We start from the raw sequence: 18,481 nt of genomic DNA on the forward strand, positions 1-18,481 counted from the left end.
TCAGCTATCCAAGTTTCATGACTGTTGATTAATTTCCTAAAATACCTTCTGCTTGATTTCTGAAGTGTTGTGCAGCATCTTCTGGTGAAATTTCTCCATATGCAATTTGTTCTGACAGGTTATCTAAAGCAGAAATAATTTCACCTGCACCGGATGGATCTGGTGCACCCATTTCGGTACTATTTTCTTCTGCCCATGCTACGTACTCGAATACTTTTGCTTGTGAATCTGATACTTCACTAAGTAAAGCCTCATTAATTTCAGAATTAACTGGAACACCACGTTCACCTAGAATAATGTTATTTGCATCAAGATCATTAACAAAGAAGTCAATGAATTGAGCAGCAGCTTCTTTTTGTTCAGAGTTTTCCGATACGGAGAAGAACATACTTGGCTTCAAGTATAAACCATCTTCTGCATTTGGCCCTGGCATCGGAGCAATTTCAAATTCATATTCTGAAATCTGCTCTAAACCAACGAATTGATTAGACCATTGGAAAACACCGATACCTTCTCCTTTTACCGCTGGATCTTCTTCAGGACCTGCTAATTGAGCTAAATAGTCTGGTGTAGGTGTCGCTTCTTTTTCGACTTGACCTTGCACGATAGTGAAGAAATCAACAAATAATTGGTCGTCATCATAACCTAAACCGCTTCCATCTTCCGCATACAGACGTTGGCCATGCTGACGTAAATAGTAATTGAAAAATACGTCTGGCTGGAAGCCTGTATCAAAGTAAACTCCTGCATCAACAGCCTGCTGTGACAATTCTAAATATTCATCCCAAGTCCAATCCTCAGGAATTTCACCTATACCTACCTCAGCTAATAGCTCAGGATTATAATGGAAACCTACAGCATTTACTCCTAAATTGAAGCCATATACTCCTTCACCAACTGCACCGCCGTTAACGATATCCTCTGAAATATTTGATACATCAATTTCGTTCCCAATAAATGGTGTTAAGTCTGCTAATTGATTGTTATCTGCATATTGTGATAAATAGGATAAGTCCATTGCGATAATATCAGGTAACTCATTTGCTGCTGCCTGTGGTGCTAATTTTTGCCAATAATCATCCCAGCTGGCGTACTCCGGCTCCAGCTTCACACCAGGATTTTTTTCTTCAAATAGTTCAATTACTTCCAATGTATAATCATGTCTTGATTGTTCTCCCCACCAAGCAATTCTTAATGTAACATCACCATCACTTGATGCAGCATCTGTATCTGTATTTTCATCTGTTGTTTCTTCTGTTGCATCACTGTCTGTGTCACCGCCAGTCTCTTCAGAACTGTCGTCTCCACCACAAGCTGCTAACCACAGAATCATCATTATTCCTAACAGTACTAACAAAGATTTTTTCATATTTTTCCCTCCCCTTTTTAATCCGCTGTAAGCGATTACAGATATATGATATCAGAAAACCAAACATTAGTATGATACAAAAAACAGTGATAAATGTTTAAAAAGAAGAGGAATTTAAACACCTTACCTTCAACCCTCATTTGACTTTATAATTTCAGATGGGGTAAAACCTTTCATCCTTTTGAAAATTTGACTGAAATATTGGGGATTATTACCAAATCCCAACCTTTGAGCCAATTCAAATACTTTAATGTCCTGCTCTTCTTCAATAATTTCCACCGCTTTATTAATACGGACATTTGTTACATACGAAGAAAAGCGCTGCCCTATTTCTTTTTTGAAGATTTTACCTAAATAATCCGCGTTCATATAAAGGCAATGATTAGCTAGCCATTGAAGTGATAATTCAGGGTTTTCTATTTCAGCATCAATACACGCTAGCATTTCCCTAACCACCTTTGAATATTTAGGGGGTGCTTCATTTTGTACCATCATTCGCTCAAAAAGATTATCAAAAAAAGCAACAAAGTCTGAATAATGCTGATACTCCTCCATCTGCCCTATTGCTTGAACCCGATCCTCTGTCGATTGATGAGTAAACTTATTCATCAATAATAAATAGATTTGTATAAAATATCCTCTTGTAACTTTTGGAGCAACTTTGTGTTTTTTTAACTTCTCCATATAATCCGAAAGATATGAATTAGCTTGCTTTTTTAACTTTTTTTTCAAAAAGTATACGATGGTATCAAGATCAATTTCCAGATCAGCATGAAATACCTCCTTAAAGTGAATCCATTGATGATAGGCGATCAAACTATATCGAGGATGATAAAAAACTTGCTGTACCATATCATCTAACTTAGGAATATTTGCTGTTTGCTCTTTAACAAAACCTTTTGTTAATACAGCCGTTATACGTAATACTGTATTTTGTATTTCTGATTCAAAAAACGCTTTTATTTTCATTTGATTTTCTTCTGAAAAACGCATCCACACAATTAATTTATTTTCAATTAAGGTAGTAATGACATTTTCATGAGGAAATGCTTGATTGATCTTATCCACTAATTCATTGATCTGATCATAAGCTATTCTCCCTTCCATGAAGAGCATCCAAAAAAAGAAGGAATCAGACGGGTAAAGATCTTCTACCAACATTTTCATTTTAGACTGGCTGGTTTCGGCTATTTGCTCATAAGTAAAAAATTGTTTTAGCACTTCTTCATATTGGTTAACCGTATTTACTGTCACTTCTTTTTCGATAGTCCGTACATATGCTATTGCTTCTTCTTCCGCTCGCTTCTCTTTGACAACTTCATACAGTGCTTCCGAGATATGGTCTTCATTACACGGTTTTAACAAGTAATGCTTCACACCAAATCGCATAGCCTGTCTCGCATATTCAAATTCATTAAATCCGGATAAAAAGATCCATTTGATGGAAGGGTAATCTTTTCTTGCTTTTCTTACTAATTCAATTCCATCTAAGCCTGGCATTGTTATATCAGTAATCACGATGTCTGGTTGCTGTTTTGTTATAAAATCATAAGCTTCCACACCATTCAATGCTTTGCCTATCAACTCTGTATCGTGCTTATTCCAATCCACGATCACCGAGATTCCATCAAGGATCATCCGCTCATCATCTACTAGCAACACTTTGTACATAGTTTTGATTATCCTCCTTTGGCAAAGTAATAGAAACTTTCGTGCCATTTCCGATTTCACTTTCAATGGTAAGTCCAAATTCCTCACCAAATAGCATTTTGACACGTTCATTAATGTTTCGCAGGCCTATTCCCATCCCTTTAGGCTTATAGTTACCTTTTTCAATTTGTTGTAAATATGATTTTTGCATGCCCGGTCCATTATCTTCCACACATATAACGATTGTACCTTCTATATCTTTAATAGATAGATGAATTTTACAAACACCAATCATCTCTTGAAGGCCATAACGAATAGAATTCTCAACTAATGGTTGAATAATAAATTTTGGTACCAGCACAGATAAAAATGACTTAGGGATATCTTTGGAAACCTGTAATCTTTCATCAAAACGATGACATTGAATAGTAATGTAGTGATCGACAATCGTAAGTTCTTCCTTCAACGGAATCATGGAATCTTTCATATTAATCGATGCACGCAAGACATAGCCTAGTGACTCAGCCATTTGCGATATTTTCCTTTCACCTGCCATTTTTGCAGACCAATTAATCGATTCGAGCGTATTATATAGAAAATGTGGGTTGACTTGTGCCTGTAATGTTTTAAATTCGGATTCCTTAATTAATAATTGTTTTTTATAATTTTCACCAATTAAATAATTAATCTGGTTCATCATTTTCTTAAAATTCTCATGCATTTGGCCAGCCTCATCTTTGGTTAGCTCTGTTTCCGTTCCAACATCATAGTAGTCCATATCACCTGTCTGAACTTTTTTCATTTTTTTATTTAAACTTTCAATTGGATTCACAATGGTACCGGTGAATTTAGATCCTAAGAAAATCATCAGTAAGAATAGTGCAAAATATGTAAAAAAGACTGCTGTCCGTGCTTTGGTAATAACAGTAAACAAATTACTGTATGGGGTTAAGATCATATATGTCCACTCTAAGTGATTTGCTTCAGAATAGGTAACAAAATACCGCTCCCCGTTATATTTAATAATTTGATAACCTTGCTCATGCTCAATAAAATCTGATGGTTTGATCTCATCAAGGAGATGTTCATTGGCAAACACCTGCTGTCCATCTTGGTCAAAAATGAGAAAATTTGTTTCTTGCTCTTTCAAATTACTAGTTAAATCTTCCATAATCTCCTTTATATCCACTCTAATCCCGACTGTCCCCAACCTTTCAAACGAGAAATCTAGATATTCTCGTATTTCTCGAACTGCTATGACAGTCTCATCATTGTCAGATGGTGATATCCAATTGACCCCGCCTTGTTCTTCTTTTGCTGCCTCTTTCATCGTCCCCATTCTTTCATCAGATAGCTTCAGCATTAAATTTCCACTGGCATATTCTTTGTCATTCTTATCATATACTTGAACTGATTGTACATATTTATTTAAAGCACCGATATGCAATAATCTTTTGCGGAGTTCATTACCTATCATAAATTGATCATAGCTTGAATCAGTATTGCCTAATTCCAGTAAGTAAGACTGCACATAAGTATCTGTGGAAATTTGATAAGAAAGACGTTCCATCTTTTTTAATTCAGCTTCTACTGAATTAGTGGAAACTTGCAGAGCTTGGGCAGACTGACGATAAATCTCTTTATTGTACAAATTGAAAGCATATTGTAAAATCGATAATCCACCTATACTAAAAGCGAGAAGTACTAAAGAAGTAAGAATAATCATTTTATATTTCAGGCGTAAGTTTAAAAATTTTAACCTTAGTTTTGTTAGCACGTACGTCCACCCACCTTCTGTTAACGCTTACAGTTATTATAAGTTGCAATAAAGCATTACGTCAATTTGAGTTATCTCCGCTAGAAGTATAAACCGAATAGTTCTTTATATTAAACGAAGCAAATAAACATGGCGGGACTATCCAACTGACCGTTTTAGGGGGACGTAAGTCAAAGGAATTACCGACTCTCCAAGAACACTTTGAACTTTTCTTTAAAGTGATATAATAACCATCCTTGTAGGATAACTATTATTATCGCCAAGATAAGTAATGAAGGATCTACAAAGATGTGAAGCAAAAGAATATTAACTGTAATCGGTGTCAAAACTGCTAAAGCTAATGGAACGAACCGATTCATCAATAGTAATAAACCGCAAATCACTTCCAATGACTTTTCCACCACTAGTAAATAGCTAAAATGAAATAACACCATTGCTTCAGGACTTGTTGGAATAACAGGCTCAATACCAAATACAACCAGAAAACCGTTCAAACCAGCGACCAGAAAGATAATACCTAGAACTAATCTAGCACCATGGTAAGCTATCATCTTCTCCTCCTTTCAGGTATCTCCATTGTTATCACCTATTTTATTATATACAATTCCTTTGCTTAGTTGTTAAAAATAAACAATTCAGGGTAATTTAAGAGAGTATTTTTTTAACACAATAAATTGGGCAAAGGGTCTTCATATGGATTTTACTGAAATTACACTTAGAATTATATCTGGATTTCTTGTGTGCATATCCAGGTGGTAAAAACAGCACCATTCCCTATAGCTACAGAAGTTATTTCTGACAGGAAGATCCACAAGTCAAACTTAGCAAATTAAACCTAGACGAAAATTGGCTGGAATGACAGTTGAAACAAGCTGGAGTGAATGATATGTCCGATCTATTTTTGCTTAGATACAGAAAGATGGGACGTTATACCTTGACATAAAAGATGATGTATCCCTGGTGAGATAACTCCAGATATGAATGGTTGTACAGTACTTAGGGAAATTTAAGGATGATTGATAAAAAAGGTGGTGAAAAACATGGCAAAGAAAGGAATTCAAAATTCAAGTATTGAGCAAGTTAGAAAAGATCACGAATCCGAAACGGCCTTTAAAACCGATAATAATAAAAAGCAAAAAAATAAAAAACGTAGATAATACCTTGCTGTGGGTAGGAATAAAAGAGGAATTTCTAACCTCAAAGTCGCTGTTGTGGTGGGATAAGACCGAAACTGAAATCTAATTGCAAGAAAAGCAGGAACGGGTTGTGTAAAAGCAGACGGGTGAGTATATTCACCCGTCTGCTTTGTTATGTACAGATACAGCAACTGAAATCTTTGAAAGTGCATAAAAAAGATCTCCATTCAAGCATAGAGGTCTTAGAAGTTTTAATGGATAAACAATTCATCAACAGTTGTATTCAAGACAGAAGCTAAGTTAAAAGCTAACTGTAAGGTTGGATCATATTTAGTATATAAAAGGATTTGTTACAAATTAGATAAGTTTAAAAGCTCCTTTATACTAAGTATCAAAAAGAAAAAAGAGATATTCTATATTTTGAAGGTGATCTATTCTTATCTCAGAATAACTAAGAAAGGAACTTGTAAAAAATGTTATTCGATGGAGGTTTGTATATGAGAACCTAAAATCGAAAGTTTTCTATTATAATTCATCGCATAAAAAAACCACCAATTATGTATTGGTGGAGACGGTGGGAGTCGAACCCACGTCCAAGGATATCGTCACTCAGGCGTCTACACGCATAGTTGGTATATTACGTATTCACTATCTCTTCTGCCTACCAACAGGCGTCCGAGTAGCTAGTCTGATTAATCTCTTCTGCCGATCCACAGACGGAGGATAGCAGCGTAGCCCACTAATAAGTGAGACCCTTCAATCTACCACATGGGCGATGGTAGGAAGGATCCTTTAACAGTGCTTAGGCAGCTGCTAAAGAGTAATTGTTTTCTTTGCCAGTTATTATTGGCGTTAACGTTTTACGAGACGTAACCTCGACGCGCAACCTGAGCTCGATCTACCCCTGTCGAATCCGTAACGTCCCCATATATACTATATAAGGGCACACGGACAAGAGTAATCTTACTCACTCTTATTTAGTTATAGATGTCCTGCCGATATTTCCATTATAACATAAATTATATGGAATTCAAGATAATGCAATTGGTAAAATTTAGTTCACCCTATCTTTGATAGCCCGATCCATATCACGTTTTGCTTGTTTTTGTTTTAAATCTTCCCGTTTATCATATTTCTTTTTCCCTTTACCTAAGCCAATTAGTACTTTTGCAAAACCATTTTTAATATAGACCTTCAAAGGGATGATCGAATATCCTGCCTGCTGACTTTCGCCAATTAACTTATCAATTTGTTTACGATGCAATAATAATTTACGAGCTCGGGTAGGCTCATGATTATAACGATTACCTTGCTCATATGGAGATATATGCATATTATGGATATATGCTTCCCCTTGTTTTATCGTTGCAAAACTGTCTTTTAGATTGACTCGTCCAGCTCTAATTGACTTTATTTCCGTTCCCTGGAGCACAAGTCCAGCTTCAAAAGTTTCTTCTATAAAATAATCATGATTGGCTTTTTTGTTTTGCGCAATAACTCTTCCATCATTTTTTCCCATATTCCGTTCCTCCTATTGCTACGTAAAGCTTATTTTAACAAAAAAATGAGAAACGTGCGAATGGTTAATCAAAGTTTTTTAAATGAATAAGCTAAAAAGTAAGATGAATGATAACCAAATCTTCCAACAGATAGCAGCTGGAATCAGTTCTATAATAAAACTTTATCAACACATGTTGTATTCAATGTATCATCCAGCTGCATCAGTATTTATTTTTTATTTTTCTTCTTTTTCCGTCCTTTTTTCTTTTTCTTTTCCGTCGTCCCTGCTTTTTGCGATTTTTTGGCAGTCTTCTTTAGCTCGCCATTACCACGCTTTGCATGAATGACTTTTCCTTCCTTGGAAGGTTTGTTTTTTCTGGGTAACATTCCGACAATCTCAAAATCAACAGCACGTTCATCTAAATTGACTTGAGCAACCTTTATGGTGATCGCATCACCGACTTGAAATACATTTCCGGTTCTTTCCCCGATCATGGCATAAGCTTTCTCATCGAAATGATAATAATCATCTGTTAAATAACTTACATGCACAAGACCTTCCACTGTATTTGGAAGCTCTACAAATAGACCAAAATTAGTCACTGAGCTAATGACACCTTCATACTCTTCTCCGATTTTATCTTGCATGAATTCCGCTTTTTTCAAGTCATCTACTTCTCGTTCCGCATCTACGGCAGCTCTTTCCTTGAGTGATGCCTGTTTTGCAATTACTGGCATTTTATCTTTCCAGTGCTGTCTCGTCTGTTCATCTAGTTTATTTTCAATGAGATATGTTCGTATTAAACGGTGAACAATTAAATCCGGGTACCTTCGAATTGGAGAAGTGAAATGGGTGTAAAACTCCGTTGCTAACCCGAAATGACCAATTCCTTGTGGATCATACTTCGCTTGTTTCATTGACCGTAGCATCAGTTTGGAAATTATCATATCTTCATCTGATCCCGCTACTTCTTCTAACACATTTTGTAATGCTTGTGGATGAATTTCATTTGATGTCCCTTTCACCACATATCCGAATCTTGCAATGAATTCAAAAAATGTCTGCAGTTTAGCTGGATCTGGGTCTTCATGAATACGATGTATAAACGGTACATCCATCCAATGAAAGTGCTCTGCTACTGTCTCATTGGCACACAGCATAAACTCTTCGATTAACCGTTCTCCTACAGAACGTTCTCTAATCACGACATCCTGGGCTTTCCCCTTATCATCTACTAGTACTTGTGCTTCTTTAAAATCAAAATCAATCGCACCACGTCCAAATCGTTTTCTCCGTAGAATCTCAGCTAAATCCTCCATCTCTCTAAACATCGGTACAAGTGATTCATAACGGTCTATTGTTTCCTGATCATTGTCAACTAGTATCTGGTTTACTGCTTTATAAGTCATTCGCTCGGTCGTTTTGATGACTGCCTGGAAGATTTCGTGATTTACTACGTCTCCTTTTGGATTGATTTCCATTTCGCAACCTAACACTAGGCGGTCTACCTGAGGGTTTAATGAGCAAATACCATTTGACAAACGATGAGGTATCATCGGAATGACTCGATCAACTAAATAGACACTTGTTCCACGCTCAAACGCTTCTTTATCTATCGGTGAATCTTCTTCTACATAATGGGTAACATCGGCAATATATACCCCTAGTTTGTAATGACCATTTTCTAACTTTTTCACTGTTACGGCATCATCTAAGTCCTTTGCGTCGGCGCCATCAATTGTAACGATCGTTTCATCCCTTAGATCACGACGCGCCTTCAAATCTTCTTCTGCTATTTCCGAGGAAATATTTTCCGCTTGCTCTAGTACTTCCGGAGGAAAATCAATGGCAATACCATTTTTATAAATGATGGATAAGATATCCATACCAGGATCATTTTTATGACCCAGAATTTCCATTACCCTTCCTTCTGCACTCATGCGACCTTCAGGGTATTTTGTTATCTCCACGATTACTTTATGGCCGTCTACCGCTCCTTTTGCTTCTCCTTTCGGTACAAAAATATCATTAGGAATTCGTTTATCATCTGCGATAACAAAACCAAATGCACCATTATCCTCGTAAGTACCAATAATCTCTTTCGTGAAACGCTCAATGATTCTTACAACGACACCTTCTGCTCTTTTTCCGTCATCATCACGCCGATCAACACGGACAAAAACCTTGTCACCATTCATTGCAGAAGCTAAATCTGCATGATTAATATACACATCCTCCAGCCCTTCTTCGTCTGGAATTAAGAATGCGAATCCTTTCGCATGCATTTGGATGGTACCACGGATTAAATTCATTTTTTCTGGTAAACCATATCGATTTTTACGAGTACGGATTAATTCACCTGTATATTCAAGATCGTTCAGAGCTTTCATCAATTCGGTAAATTGTTCGGCATCTTCGAGTCCTAAAACTTCTTCTATTTCCTGAACGGAAAGTGGTTTTGTAGCATTCTCATTAAAAAAATCTAAAATTTGTTGTTGCAGTGATTCCATATCCTCACCTCTTTTTCTTTTTTGGTTATTACTGTGTAATAATAGGAAAGTGCCAGAAACTTGTCTTGCTCGGTCCACTCATTAAGTTTCTAACGACACTTTTTGCTTGTATAAGTTAGTATAGCTATTACCAATTAAGAGATTCTAAAAATGCAGCAACATCTTGATGTAATTGATCTTTTTCCTTACTGAATGTGATGGCATGTCCAGCATTCTCATACCATTTTATTTGTTTATGATCCGTTTCCACATTTTCATAAATATAATTGGCACTATCTGGATTAATCATCTCATCCTTTGTTGCTTGTACAACTAAGGTTGGAGTATAAATCATGTCAATATTTTCTTTAACCCGTGTAATCGACGTTTCAATTTCCTTAAATAGTCCCTTGGAATCTTCTAGTAATTGCTTAACCTCTTGTTCAATAATGTTTGCTTCTTTACCTTCTAATTGTTTATATTCTTTAGCAAATTTGCGGAAGCCAATCGTTAATTGCTCCTCATTATCAAAGAACATTGGTGAACACATCGTTACGACACCTTGTAAAGGAGTATTCCCAGCTAGTCGTAAAGCTAAAACTCCCCCAAGTGAAAGTCCAACTACTACAATTTTTTGGTAGCCTTTGTCTTTTAAATGTTGATATGCTTCCTTGACGTCCTCCCACCAATCGTCAGCTGTAACACCTATTAATTCCTCAGGTGATTTACCATGCCCACGATAAATTGGCGCATAACATGTATACCCTTCACTGTTTAAATATCTACCAAGCATTCTCATATCTGCAGAATGTCCAGTAAATCCATGTAATAATAATACCGCACGATTGTCCCCTTCAAACATAAATGGTTCCGGTTGCTTCATTTTCATCTCTATGTATACTCCTTTCAGGTAGAACAGTCGTCAAATGACTACTGCCCTCGTTTTCTTTATCTATTAATGTATATTTCCCTATTATACCTCTCCGCATTCTTATCTTTAAACAAAAACATCCTCTGCACTTTGCAAAGGATGTTAAATGATGCTATTTTTTTATCCGATTTTGAATTATAATAAATAAGCAATAGCAAATGTCAGGACAAATAGTAACACACCAGTTATAATTGTCCCACGGTGCAATACAGCATCTATACCTTTTGCTTTTTGCTTTCCAAATAATTGCTCTGCACCACCTGAAATTGCTCCAGATAGTCCTGCACTCTTACCGGATTGTAATAATACAAATACGATTAAAACGATGGCATCAATAATTAACAAAGTCATTGCAACGGTTAACATGTTGCAAACCCCCCTTAGACGTACAAATACATAATTACAATGTAGCAAAAAGTGTATTAAATAGCAAGAATTTTTTACTAATTCTAAAAGGAAGGAGAGTGATTAAGAATGCCAAATCAGTCATTCTGGTTTCGTACAGCTGATCAACATGAGCTTTATGTAAAATGCTGGCACAGTACTTCTTCACCAAAAGCAATCGTACAAATCGCCCATGGCATGGTAGAACATATTGAGCGATATAGCGAGTTTGCTACCTATTTGACACAACATGACATAACTGTCTATGGACATGATCATCGAGGTCATGGTAAAACTGGAGAAAATGCAAATGCACTTGGTTATTTTGCTGAAGAAAATGGTTTTGATCGTGTCGTCCAAGATTGTATCGAATTAACAGAAATGATTAAACAAAAATATCCTCAAACACCCATTTTTTTAATTGGGCACAGTATGGGATCCTTCATTAGCAGAAGGTACATGATGGTAGCACCAAATCACTTATCAGGAGTCATTCTGGTTGGGACTGGTTTTCAATCAACTCGATTGCTAAAAACTGCTAGACAAATGACTAAGGCTATTTGTCATTTCAAAGGAAAAAATGCAGAAGCAAAATTAATGAATAATCTTACTTTTTTCGGCTATAACAAACATACAGATAATGAAACACCTTTTGATTGGATATGTTCAGATCCAAAAGAAGTAGAAAAATATCAAGAAGATAAATGGTGTGGCTTTATACCGACGAATCAGTTTTTTTATGATCTGTATACCGGATTACAATTAATCCAAACGAAAGATAAATCAGAGAAAATTCCAAAGAATTTGCCAGTATATTTTGTAAGTGGCAAAGAAGATCCTGTTGGACAATATGGAGAAGGTATTCATAAAGCTGTAGCATTCTACCGTTCCATAGGTATGAAGACTGTTGACTACCATTTATATGATAACGCAAGACACGAAATATTGAACGAAACTAACAAATTGGAGATTTTTCACGATATTGTCACATGGATTGAAAAGCAAATGGCTTGTCATGGCTTTACACTATCTTTATAATAAGCATGTTACTTTTTAATTTCCCTTGAAATATAACCTAAAGAAAGAGTAAAATTAGGTTGTAGTTCTATCTGTAAAATTATTTTTAGGAGGTTTTTCTTTATGGCAGTAGAAAAAACAGTAACAATCACAGATGAAACAGGAGTTCACGCACGTCCAGCAACAGTATTAGTAAATAAAGCTGGCAGCTTTGCATCTGATATGAGCTTAGAATATAACGGTAAATCCATTAACTTAAAATCAATTATGGGTGTTATGTCTCTAGGGATTCCTCAAGGTGCAGAAATTAAGATCGTTGCTGATGGCTCTGATGAGCAAGAAGCACTTGATGCAGTTGTCGACGTAATCAAATCAGAAGGTCTAGGAGAGTAATTCATAGATGAGTCAATTAACAGGTATTGCAGCATCAAATGGAATAGCGATTGCAAAAGCATATAAACTGGCTATTCCAGACCTTTCTTTTGACAAAAAGAAAATAGATGATACAACAAATGAAGTAGAACGTTTAACGAAGGCACTGGACGTTTCGAAATCTGAACTGGAAAAAATTAAGGAACATGCACGTATCTCTTTAGGTGATGAGCATGCGGAAATTTTTTCTGCCCATTTATTAGTCCTTAGTGATCCTGAGCTCATCAATCCAATTAAGGATAAAATTGAGACGGAGCAAGTTAATGCAGAGTTTGCATTAAACGAAACGGCACAAATGTTTATTCAAATGTTTGAAAACATGGACAATGAATATATGAGAGAACGTGCAGCAGACATCAAAGACGTTACCAAAAGAGTAATGGCACATCTACTAGAAGTTTCCTTTCCAAATCCGGCTTTAATTGATGAGGAAGTAATCGTTATTGCAGAGGATTTAACACCGTCAGATACTGCACAATTAAATAAACAATTTGTGCAAGGATTTACCACAAATATCGGCGGTCGTACTTCTCACTCAGCTATTATGGCTCGCTCACTGGAAATACCAGCAGTGGTTGGGACAAAGGAAATTACCACATCAGCTAAAGAAGGCGATATGGTAATTGTAGATGGTATCGATGGTAAAGTCATCATCAACCCGACAGAAGATGAAATCAATAGTTATCGCCAGAAACAGGAAAGTTTTGAACAACAAAAACAGGAATGGGCTAAATTGAAAGATGAGCCTACCATTTCAAAAGATGGCACTCATGTTGAATTAGTAGCTAACATTGGTACACCTGAGGATGTGGAAGGTGTGATGAACAATGGTGGTGAAGGTGTCGGTCTTTACCGGACAGAATTCCTATATATGGGGAAAAACGAACTACCAACCGAAGATGAACAATTTGAGGCTTATAAATCTGTTTTAGAACAAATGGGAGACAAGCCTGTAGTTGTTCGTACATTAGATATTGGTGGAGATAAAGAATTACCATATTTAGAATTACCCGAGGAAATGAATCCATTCCTTGGATATCGTGCGATTCGTCTCTGTCTAGAACGTGATGATATTTTCCGTACACAATTACGTGCACTACTTCGTGCAAGTACATTCGGAAATCTTAAAATTATGTTTCCTATGATTGCAACGTTAGACGAATTCCGTCAAGCAAAGGCTATCTTACTTGAAGAAAAAGACAACTTGAGCAAAGAAGGGGTAGAAGTATCGGATAATATCGAAGTCGGTATTATGGTTGAAATTCCTTCAACAGCAGTAATTGCTCGTCAATTTGCAAAAGAAGTTGACTTCTTCAGTATTGGAACAAATGACTTAATCCAATATACATTAGCAGCTGACCGTATGAATGAACGTGTGAGCTATTTATACCAACCATATCACCCAGCAATACTTAATCTAGTAAACAATGTGATTGAAGCAGCACATGCAGAAGGTAAATGGGCTGGTATGTGTGGAGAAATGGCTGGTGACTCGATCGCGATTCCAATTCTTCTTGGTTTAGGACTAGATGAGTTCAGTATGAGCGCTACATCTATCTTACCTGCTCGTACGCAAATTAAAGACCTTTCAAAAGAAGAATTAGCTTCTTATAAGGATCAACTGTTAAGTATGGACACAGCAGATGAAGTGGAAGCATTCATCCGCAAAAAAACGAATCAATAATGTTGAAGCGACTCAGAAGTTATTCTGGGTCGTTTATTCTTTATACTGGTTCCTTAATGAAAGCCTTAACAAATATTCTAAAGTGAACAGGAAAATATTGCAAGTCATAACTAAAGTTTTTTGTAGCCCTTTTCTGCTAATAAGTTCTTTCGCACATTTTTTTACAAGTGTACATAGATATTTCCTTTGATCAACTCATTAACCATAGTACGTATGAAGCTCCTTAGATATTATTTAGGGAGTGTAGTTAATTTCCTATTATAAACAAATCTTTTTGCTTCACTCTTAGTTTTGTTGATTATCTCCTTTTATTAAACAAATCCTCTTACTTCTCTCTTAGTTTTGTTGATTATCTCCTTTTATTAAACAAATCCTCTTACTTCTCTCTTAGTTTTGTCGATTATCTCCTTTTATTAAACAAATCCTCTTACTTCTCTCTTAGTTTTGTTGTTAAAACAAAAACAGCACCCGCCATTGGGTGCTGTTTTAAGCTAGTAACCTTATTTGTTTAGGTTATAGAATGCTGTTTTTCCAGCGTATTTTGCTGTACCAACAAGTTCATCTTCAATACGTAGTAATTGGTTGTATTTCGCCACACGGTCTGTACGAGATGGTGCACCTGTTTTAATTTGACCAGCGTTAGTTGCAACAGCGATATCTGCAATTGTTGCATCTTCTGTTTCACCAGAACGGTGAGAGATAACTGCTGTGTAACCAGCGCGTTTTGCCATCTCGATCGCTTCGAAAGTTTCTGTAAGAGTACCGATTTGGTTCACTTTTACAAGGATTGAGTTACCTACTCCTTGCTCGATACCTTGAGCAAGACGTTTCGTATTTGTAACGAATAAATCGTCACCTACTAATTGTACACGATCACCGATGCGGTCAGTTAATAGCTTGTGACCTTCCCAGTCGTTTTCATCTAAACCATCCTCGATAGATACGATTGGGTATTTGTTGATCATTTCCTCATACCATGCAACCATTTCTTCAGAAGTACGGACAACGCCTTCTCCTTTAAGGTTGTACTTACCATCTTCATAGAATTCAGAAGATGCTACATCCATTGCAAGTTTCACTTCTTCTCCTGGTTTGTAACCAGCAGCTTCGATTGCTTCAATGATTGTAGAAAGTGCTTCTTCATTAGATTTTAAGTTAGGTGCGAAACCACCTTCGTCACCGACTCCAGTGTTGTAGCCTTTTCCACTTAATACTTTTTTCAAGCTGTGGAATACTTCAGCACCCATACGAAGTGCTTCACGGAATGTTGGAGCACCTACAGGCATAATCATAAATTCTTGGATATCTACGTTGTTATCCGCATGCTCTCCACCATTAAGGATGTTCATCATTGGTGTAGGAAGCGTAGTTGCGTTGAATCCACCTAAATAAGTGTATAATGGTACACCTAAGTAATCAGCTGCTGCATGTGCTGCTGCCATCGATACACCAAGGATTGCATTCGCACCTAATTTTCCTTTGTTCTCTGTACCATCAAGCTCTAATAAAAGTTGATCGATAACAACTTGACGAGTAACGTCAATACCTAATAATTCTGGTGCAATTACTTCATTTACGTTCTCTACTGCTTTTAATACACCTTTTCCTAGGTAACGGTCTTTATCACCGTCACGTAATTCCACTGCTTCGTGTTCACCAGTAGATGCACCACTTGGAACTAGTGCAGAACCGAAAGCTCCTGATTCAGTAAAAATTTCCACTTCAACTGTTGGGTTACCACGAGAATCTAATACCTCGCGTGCATAAACATCTGTAATGTAAGGCATAATGTAAAACTCTCCTTTTTTAATATTATTTTTGAATAAGGCTTTCGCCTGTCATCTCTTTTGGTTTTTCCACATTTAATAAATCTAATAATGTTGGTGCTAGATCAGCTAAAATACCACCATCACGTAGCTCAACACCATCTTTTGTCACAATGACTGGGACAGGATTGGTTGTATGAGCTGTCATTGGATCGCCATCAAGCGTAACTACTTCATCGGAGTTACCATGGTCAGCTGTAATAATAGCTTGACCACCTTTTTCGATGATTTTGTCGACAACTTTTCCTAGACATTCATCAACGGTTTCGATCGCTTTAATTGTTGGTTCCAACATCCCTGAGTGTCCAACCATATCAGGGTTAGCGAAGTTTAAGATGATCGCATTATGCTCATCTTTATCCAGTTCTTCTAATAATGCATCTGTTACCTCATATGCACTCATTTCTGGCTTTAAGTCATATGTTGCTACTTTCGGTGAATCAATTAGTATACGCTTTTCACCAGGGAATTCTTGCTCACGTCCCCCACTCATGAAAAAGGTAACATGTGGGTATTTCTCCGTTTCGGCAATACGCAGTTGATTTAAATCATTTTGCGCTAATACTTCCCCTACTGTATTGTCTAGATTGACCGGTTCATAAGCTACAAGCCCATCCACTGTTTCACTGAAATTTGTTAAGCAAACGAAATGGATATTTTTTGGCGCCTTATCCCCACGGTCAAAATCACGGAAATCTTCATTCGCAAACGTTCGTGAAATTTGAATCGCACGGTCTGGTCGGAAGTTATAGAAAATAACCGCATCTTCATCTTGAATCGTAGCTTTTGGCTGGCCATTTTCATCTGTAATAACAGATGGGATCACGAATTCATCATAGATTTCGTTTTTATAAGAGTCTTCTACCACTTCAAATGGATCGCTATACTGTGGTCCTTCACCATAAACCATGGCATCATATGATTTTTTCACACGATCCCAACGTTTGTCACGATCCATGGAATAATAGCGTCCGGAGATTGTTGCGAACTCTCCAACTCCATATTCTTTCATTTTCTCTAAGGCTTGTTCTATATAGATTTTCGCTGATTTTTGATCGACATCACGTCCATCCAAAAAGGCATGTACGTATACTTTATCAAGTCCTTTATCAGCAGCAAGCTTTAATACAGCATACATATGCTCGATATGACTATGTACACCACCATCAGATAGTAGTCCGAAAATGTGAAGTGCTTTGTCATTCTTTTTCGCATGTTCCACTGCATTTACTAAAACTTGATTTTCGAAAAAGTCGCCATCCTTAATAGATAAATTAACACGGGTTAAACTTTGATAGACAATACGACCTGCACCAATGTTTAAATGGCCTACCTCTGAGTTACCCATTTGACCTTCAGGAAGGCCTACTGCTTCGCCACTAGCTGTTAACTGACTAGTTGGATATTGGTTCCAATAGCGGTCAAAGTTTGGTGTATTTGCTTGTTTAACTGCATTTCCTTTCACTTCATCTCGTAATGCATAACCATCAAGAATGATCAATGCTGCTAGTTTGTTTTGGCTCATTTTGTACCAGCCTCCACTAGCTGTAAGAAGGAATCAGCTTCAAGACTTGCACCACCTACTAATGCTCCATCGATATCAGACTGTGCTAATAATTCATCAACATTAGCTGGCTTGACACTTCCGCCGTATTGAATACGAACAGCATCTGCTGCTGCTTGAGATACATAATCTGCAACTACTTTACGGATATGTGTACATACTTCGTTCGCTTGCTCAGAAGTAGCTGTTTTTCCTGTTCCGATTGCCCAGATAGGCTCATAAGCAATAATTGTAGCATTAACTTGTTCCTCAGAAAGCCCTGCAAGTGCTGCTTTTACTTGCTCTTCCACTACATTCATTGTTTGATTTGCTTCACGCTCTTCAAGTGTTTCACCTACACAGACAATTGGTACTAAGTTATGTGTAAAAGCCGCATGCACTTTTTTGTTTACTGTTTGATCTGTTTCAGCAAACATTTCGCGACGCTCGGAATGTCCAAGCACTACGTATGTTACCCCAATATCAGCAAGCATACTAGGACTTACTTCACCTGTAAATGCACCATTTTCCTCAAAGTGCATGTTTTGTGCTGCAACTTCTAAATCCGTTCCTTTTGTTTTTTCTACTAAGGTTACTAAGTAAGGAAAAGGTGCACAAACGATTGATTCTACTTGATCCTTACTTGCCACTTTGTCTTTTGTATCTTCGACAAACTGAACAGCTTCACCTAGCAATTTATTCATTTTCCAGTTACCAGCAATTACTTTTTTACGCATGTTCT

15 protein-coding genes, 1 other RNA gene and 2 pseudogenes are annotated in these 18,481 nt (G+C 36.9%); 5 read left to right on the forward strand and 13 right to left on the reverse strand.

The window, feature by feature from the left end; all coding sequences use genetic code 11:
* Positions 1–28 precede the first annotated feature (28 nt).
* From ACTNEP_RS04515 to ACTNEP_RS04530, 4 genes are all read right to left on the reverse strand, one after another.
* Complete coding sequence (locus ACTNEP_RS04515; RefSeq protein ID WP_441160492.1) at positions 29–1,369, reverse strand: ABC transporter substrate-binding protein; 1,341 nt, start codon at positions 1,367–1,369, stop codon at positions 29–31.
* A 129-nt stretch (positions 1,370–1,498) separates the two neighbouring features.
* The gene (locus tag ACTNEP_RS04520) at positions 1,499–3,040 is read right to left on the reverse strand and encodes a response regulator transcription factor (RefSeq protein ID WP_441160494.1); all 1,542 of its coding nucleotides are present in this window, start codon (positions 3,038–3,040) and stop codon (positions 1,499–1,501) included.
* Positions 3,015–4,796 (reverse strand): cache domain-containing sensor histidine kinase, encoded by a 1,782-nt coding sequence (locus ACTNEP_RS04525; RefSeq protein WP_441160496.1) that lies wholly within the window; start codon positions 4,794–4,796, stop codon positions 3,015–3,017. Before ACTNEP_RS04525 ends, ACTNEP_RS04520 begins: the two co-directional genes overlap by 26 nt.
* 179 nt (positions 4,797–4,975) lie before the next feature.
* Complete coding sequence (locus tag ACTNEP_RS04530) at positions 4,976–5,347, reverse strand: hypothetical protein (protein ID WP_441160497.1); 372 nt, start codon at positions 5,345–5,347, stop codon at positions 4,976–4,978.
* Positions 5,348–5,836: 489 nt separating this feature from the next.
* Here ACTNEP_RS04530 and ACTNEP_RS04535 point away from each other — a divergent pair, with 489 nt between their 5' ends.
* Positions 5,837–5,953 (forward strand): biofilm-forming protein, encoded by a 117-nt coding sequence (locus ACTNEP_RS04535; protein WP_441160498.1) that lies wholly within the window; start codon positions 5,837–5,839, stop codon positions 5,951–5,953.
* Between the two features lie 18 nt (positions 5,954–5,971).
* Positions 5,972–6,125, forward strand: a pseudogene (locus ACTNEP_RS04540) (IS1595 family transposase); the annotation flags it as partial.
* Between the two features lie 58 nt (positions 6,126–6,183).
* Here the strand turns inward: ACTNEP_RS04540 and ACTNEP_RS04545 are convergent.
* The 6 genes and pseudogenes from ACTNEP_RS04545 to secG form a co-directional block, all read right to left on the reverse strand.
* Positions 6,184–6,264: pseudogene (locus ACTNEP_RS04545) on the reverse strand (transcriptional regulator); the annotation flags it as partial.
* Between the two features lie 231 nt (positions 6,265–6,495).
* Positions 6,496–6,858: a transfer-messenger RNA gene (gene ssrA / locus ACTNEP_RS04550) on the reverse strand.
* 128 nt (positions 6,859–6,986) lie between these two features.
* Positions 6,987–7,451 carry an SsrA-binding protein SmpB gene (gene smpB, locus ACTNEP_RS04555; RefSeq protein ID WP_441160499.1) on the reverse strand — a complete coding sequence of 155 codons (465 nt, stop codon included), beginning with the start codon at positions 7,449–7,451 and terminating at the stop codon, positions 6,987–6,989.
* Between the two features lie 209 nt (positions 7,452–7,660).
* Complete coding sequence (gene rnr, locus ACTNEP_RS04560) at positions 7,661–9,943, reverse strand: ribonuclease R (protein ID WP_441160501.1); 2,283 nt, start codon at positions 9,941–9,943, stop codon at positions 7,661–7,663.
* A 127-nt stretch (positions 9,944–10,070) separates the two neighbouring features.
* Positions 10,071–10,811, reverse strand: coding sequence for an alpha/beta hydrolase (locus tag ACTNEP_RS04565; RefSeq protein WP_441160502.1), 741 nt, complete (start codon positions 10,809–10,811; stop codon positions 10,071–10,073).
* A 177-nt stretch (positions 10,812–10,988) separates the two neighbouring features.
* The gene (secG, locus tag ACTNEP_RS04570) at positions 10,989–11,219 is read right to left on the reverse strand and encodes a preprotein translocase subunit SecG (RefSeq protein WP_441160503.1); all 231 of its coding nucleotides are present in this window, start codon (positions 11,217–11,219) and stop codon (positions 10,989–10,991) included.
* 108 nt (positions 11,220–11,327) lie between these two features.
* Here secG and ACTNEP_RS04575 point away from each other — a divergent pair, with 108 nt between their 5' ends.
* The 3 genes from ACTNEP_RS04575 to ptsP all read left to right on the forward strand — a co-directional run bounded on the left by ACTNEP_RS04575 (position 11,328) and on the right by ptsP (position 14,370).
* The gene (locus tag ACTNEP_RS04575) at positions 11,328–12,275 is read left to right on the forward strand and encodes a lysophospholipase (RefSeq protein WP_441160505.1); all 948 of its coding nucleotides are present in this window, start codon (positions 11,328–11,330) and stop codon (positions 12,273–12,275) included.
* Positions 12,276–12,377: 102 nt separating this feature from the next.
* Positions 12,378–12,647: a phosphocarrier protein HPr gene (locus ACTNEP_RS04580; RefSeq protein ID WP_441160507.1), complete on the forward strand. Its 270-nt coding sequence runs from the start codon at positions 12,378–12,380 to the stop codon at positions 12,645–12,647.
* Between the two features lie 7 nt (positions 12,648–12,654).
* Entirely contained in the window at positions 12,655–14,370 is a 1,716-nt protein-coding gene (gene ptsP / locus ACTNEP_RS04585; RefSeq protein ID WP_441160509.1) for a phosphoenolpyruvate--protein phosphotransferase, read from the forward strand.
* A gap of 500 nt (positions 14,371–14,870) precedes the next feature.
* Here the strand turns inward: ptsP and eno are convergent, their stop codons facing one another.
* Genes eno through tpiA form a run of 3 tightly spaced genes read right to left on the reverse strand, consistent with a single transcriptional unit; the run spans position 14,871 to position 18,476 of the window.
* Positions 14,871–16,157, reverse strand: a complete 1,287-nt coding sequence (gene eno, locus ACTNEP_RS04590; RefSeq protein ID WP_441160510.1) for a phosphopyruvate hydratase — start codon at positions 16,155–16,157, stop codon at positions 14,871–14,873.
* A gap of 25 nt (positions 16,158–16,182) precedes the next feature.
* Positions 16,183–17,721 carry a 2,3-bisphosphoglycerate-independent phosphoglycerate mutase gene (gpmI, locus tag ACTNEP_RS04595; protein ID WP_441160512.1) on the reverse strand — a complete coding sequence of 513 codons (1,539 nt, stop codon included), beginning with the start codon at positions 17,719–17,721 and terminating at the stop codon, positions 16,183–16,185.
* Positions 17,718–18,476 carry a triose-phosphate isomerase gene (tpiA, locus tag ACTNEP_RS04600; RefSeq protein ID WP_441160513.1) on the reverse strand — a complete coding sequence of 253 codons (759 nt, stop codon included), beginning with the start codon at positions 18,474–18,476 and terminating at the stop codon, positions 17,718–17,720. Before tpiA ends, gpmI begins: the two co-directional genes overlap by 4 nt.
* Positions 18,477–18,481 lie beyond the last annotated feature (5 nt).

Origin of the sequence: Gracilibacillus sp. HCP3S3_G5_2, from assembly GCF_052063305.1 — a bacterium.
Classification (GTDB): Bacteria; Bacillota; Bacilli; order Bacillales; family Amphibacillaceae; genus Gracilibacillus.

What these genes read in the sequence shown, in the direction of transcription:
- ACTNEP_RS04515 (WP_441160492.1), bottom strand. Translation starts at nt 1,369, where the DNA reads ATGAAAAAATCTTTGTTAGTACTGTTAGGAATAATGATGATTCTGTGG.
- ACTNEP_RS04520 (WP_441160494.1), bottom strand. Translation starts at nt 3,040, where the DNA reads ATGTACAAAGTGTTGCTAGTAGATGATGAGCGGATGATCCTTGATGGA.
- ACTNEP_RS04530 (WP_441160497.1), bottom strand. Translation starts at nt 5,347, where the DNA reads ATGATAGCTTACCATGGTGCTAGATTAGTTCTAGGTATTATCTTTCTG.
- ACTNEP_RS04535 (WP_441160498.1), top strand. Translation starts at nt 5,837, where the DNA reads ATGGCAAAGAAAGGAATTCAAAATTCAAGTATTGAGCAAGTTAGAAAA.
- smpB (WP_441160499.1), bottom strand. Translation starts at nt 7,451, where the DNA reads ATGGGAAAAAATGATGGAAGAGTTATTGCGCAAAACAAAAAAGCCAAT.
- rnr (WP_441160501.1), bottom strand. Translation starts at nt 9,943, where the DNA reads ATGGAATCACTGCAACAACAAATTTTAGATTTTTTTAATGAGAATGCT.
- ACTNEP_RS04565 (WP_441160502.1), bottom strand. Translation starts at nt 10,811, where the DNA reads ATGAAAATGAAGCAACCGGAACCATTTATGTTTGAAGGGGACAATCGT.
- secG (WP_441160503.1), bottom strand. Translation starts at nt 11,219, where the DNA reads ATGTTAACCGTTGCAATGACTTTGTTAATTATTGATGCCATCGTTTTA.
- ACTNEP_RS04575 (WP_441160505.1), top strand. Translation starts at nt 11,328, where the DNA reads ATGCCAAATCAGTCATTCTGGTTTCGTACAGCTGATCAACATGAGCTT.
- ACTNEP_RS04580 (WP_441160507.1), top strand. Translation starts at nt 12,378, where the DNA reads ATGGCAGTAGAAAAAACAGTAACAATCACAGATGAAACAGGAGTTCAC.
- ptsP (WP_441160509.1), top strand. Translation starts at nt 12,655, where the DNA reads ATGAGTCAATTAACAGGTATTGCAGCATCAAATGGAATAGCGATTGCA.
- eno (WP_441160510.1), bottom strand. Translation starts at nt 16,157, where the DNA reads ATGCCTTACATTACAGATGTTTATGCACGCGAGGTATTAGATTCTCGT.
- gpmI (WP_441160512.1), bottom strand. Translation starts at nt 17,721, where the DNA reads ATGAGCCAAAACAAACTAGCAGCATTGATCATTCTTGATGGTTATGCA.
- tpiA (WP_441160513.1), bottom strand. Translation starts at nt 18,476, where the DNA reads ATGCGTAAAAAAGTAATTGCTGGTAACTGGAAAATGAATAAATTGCTA.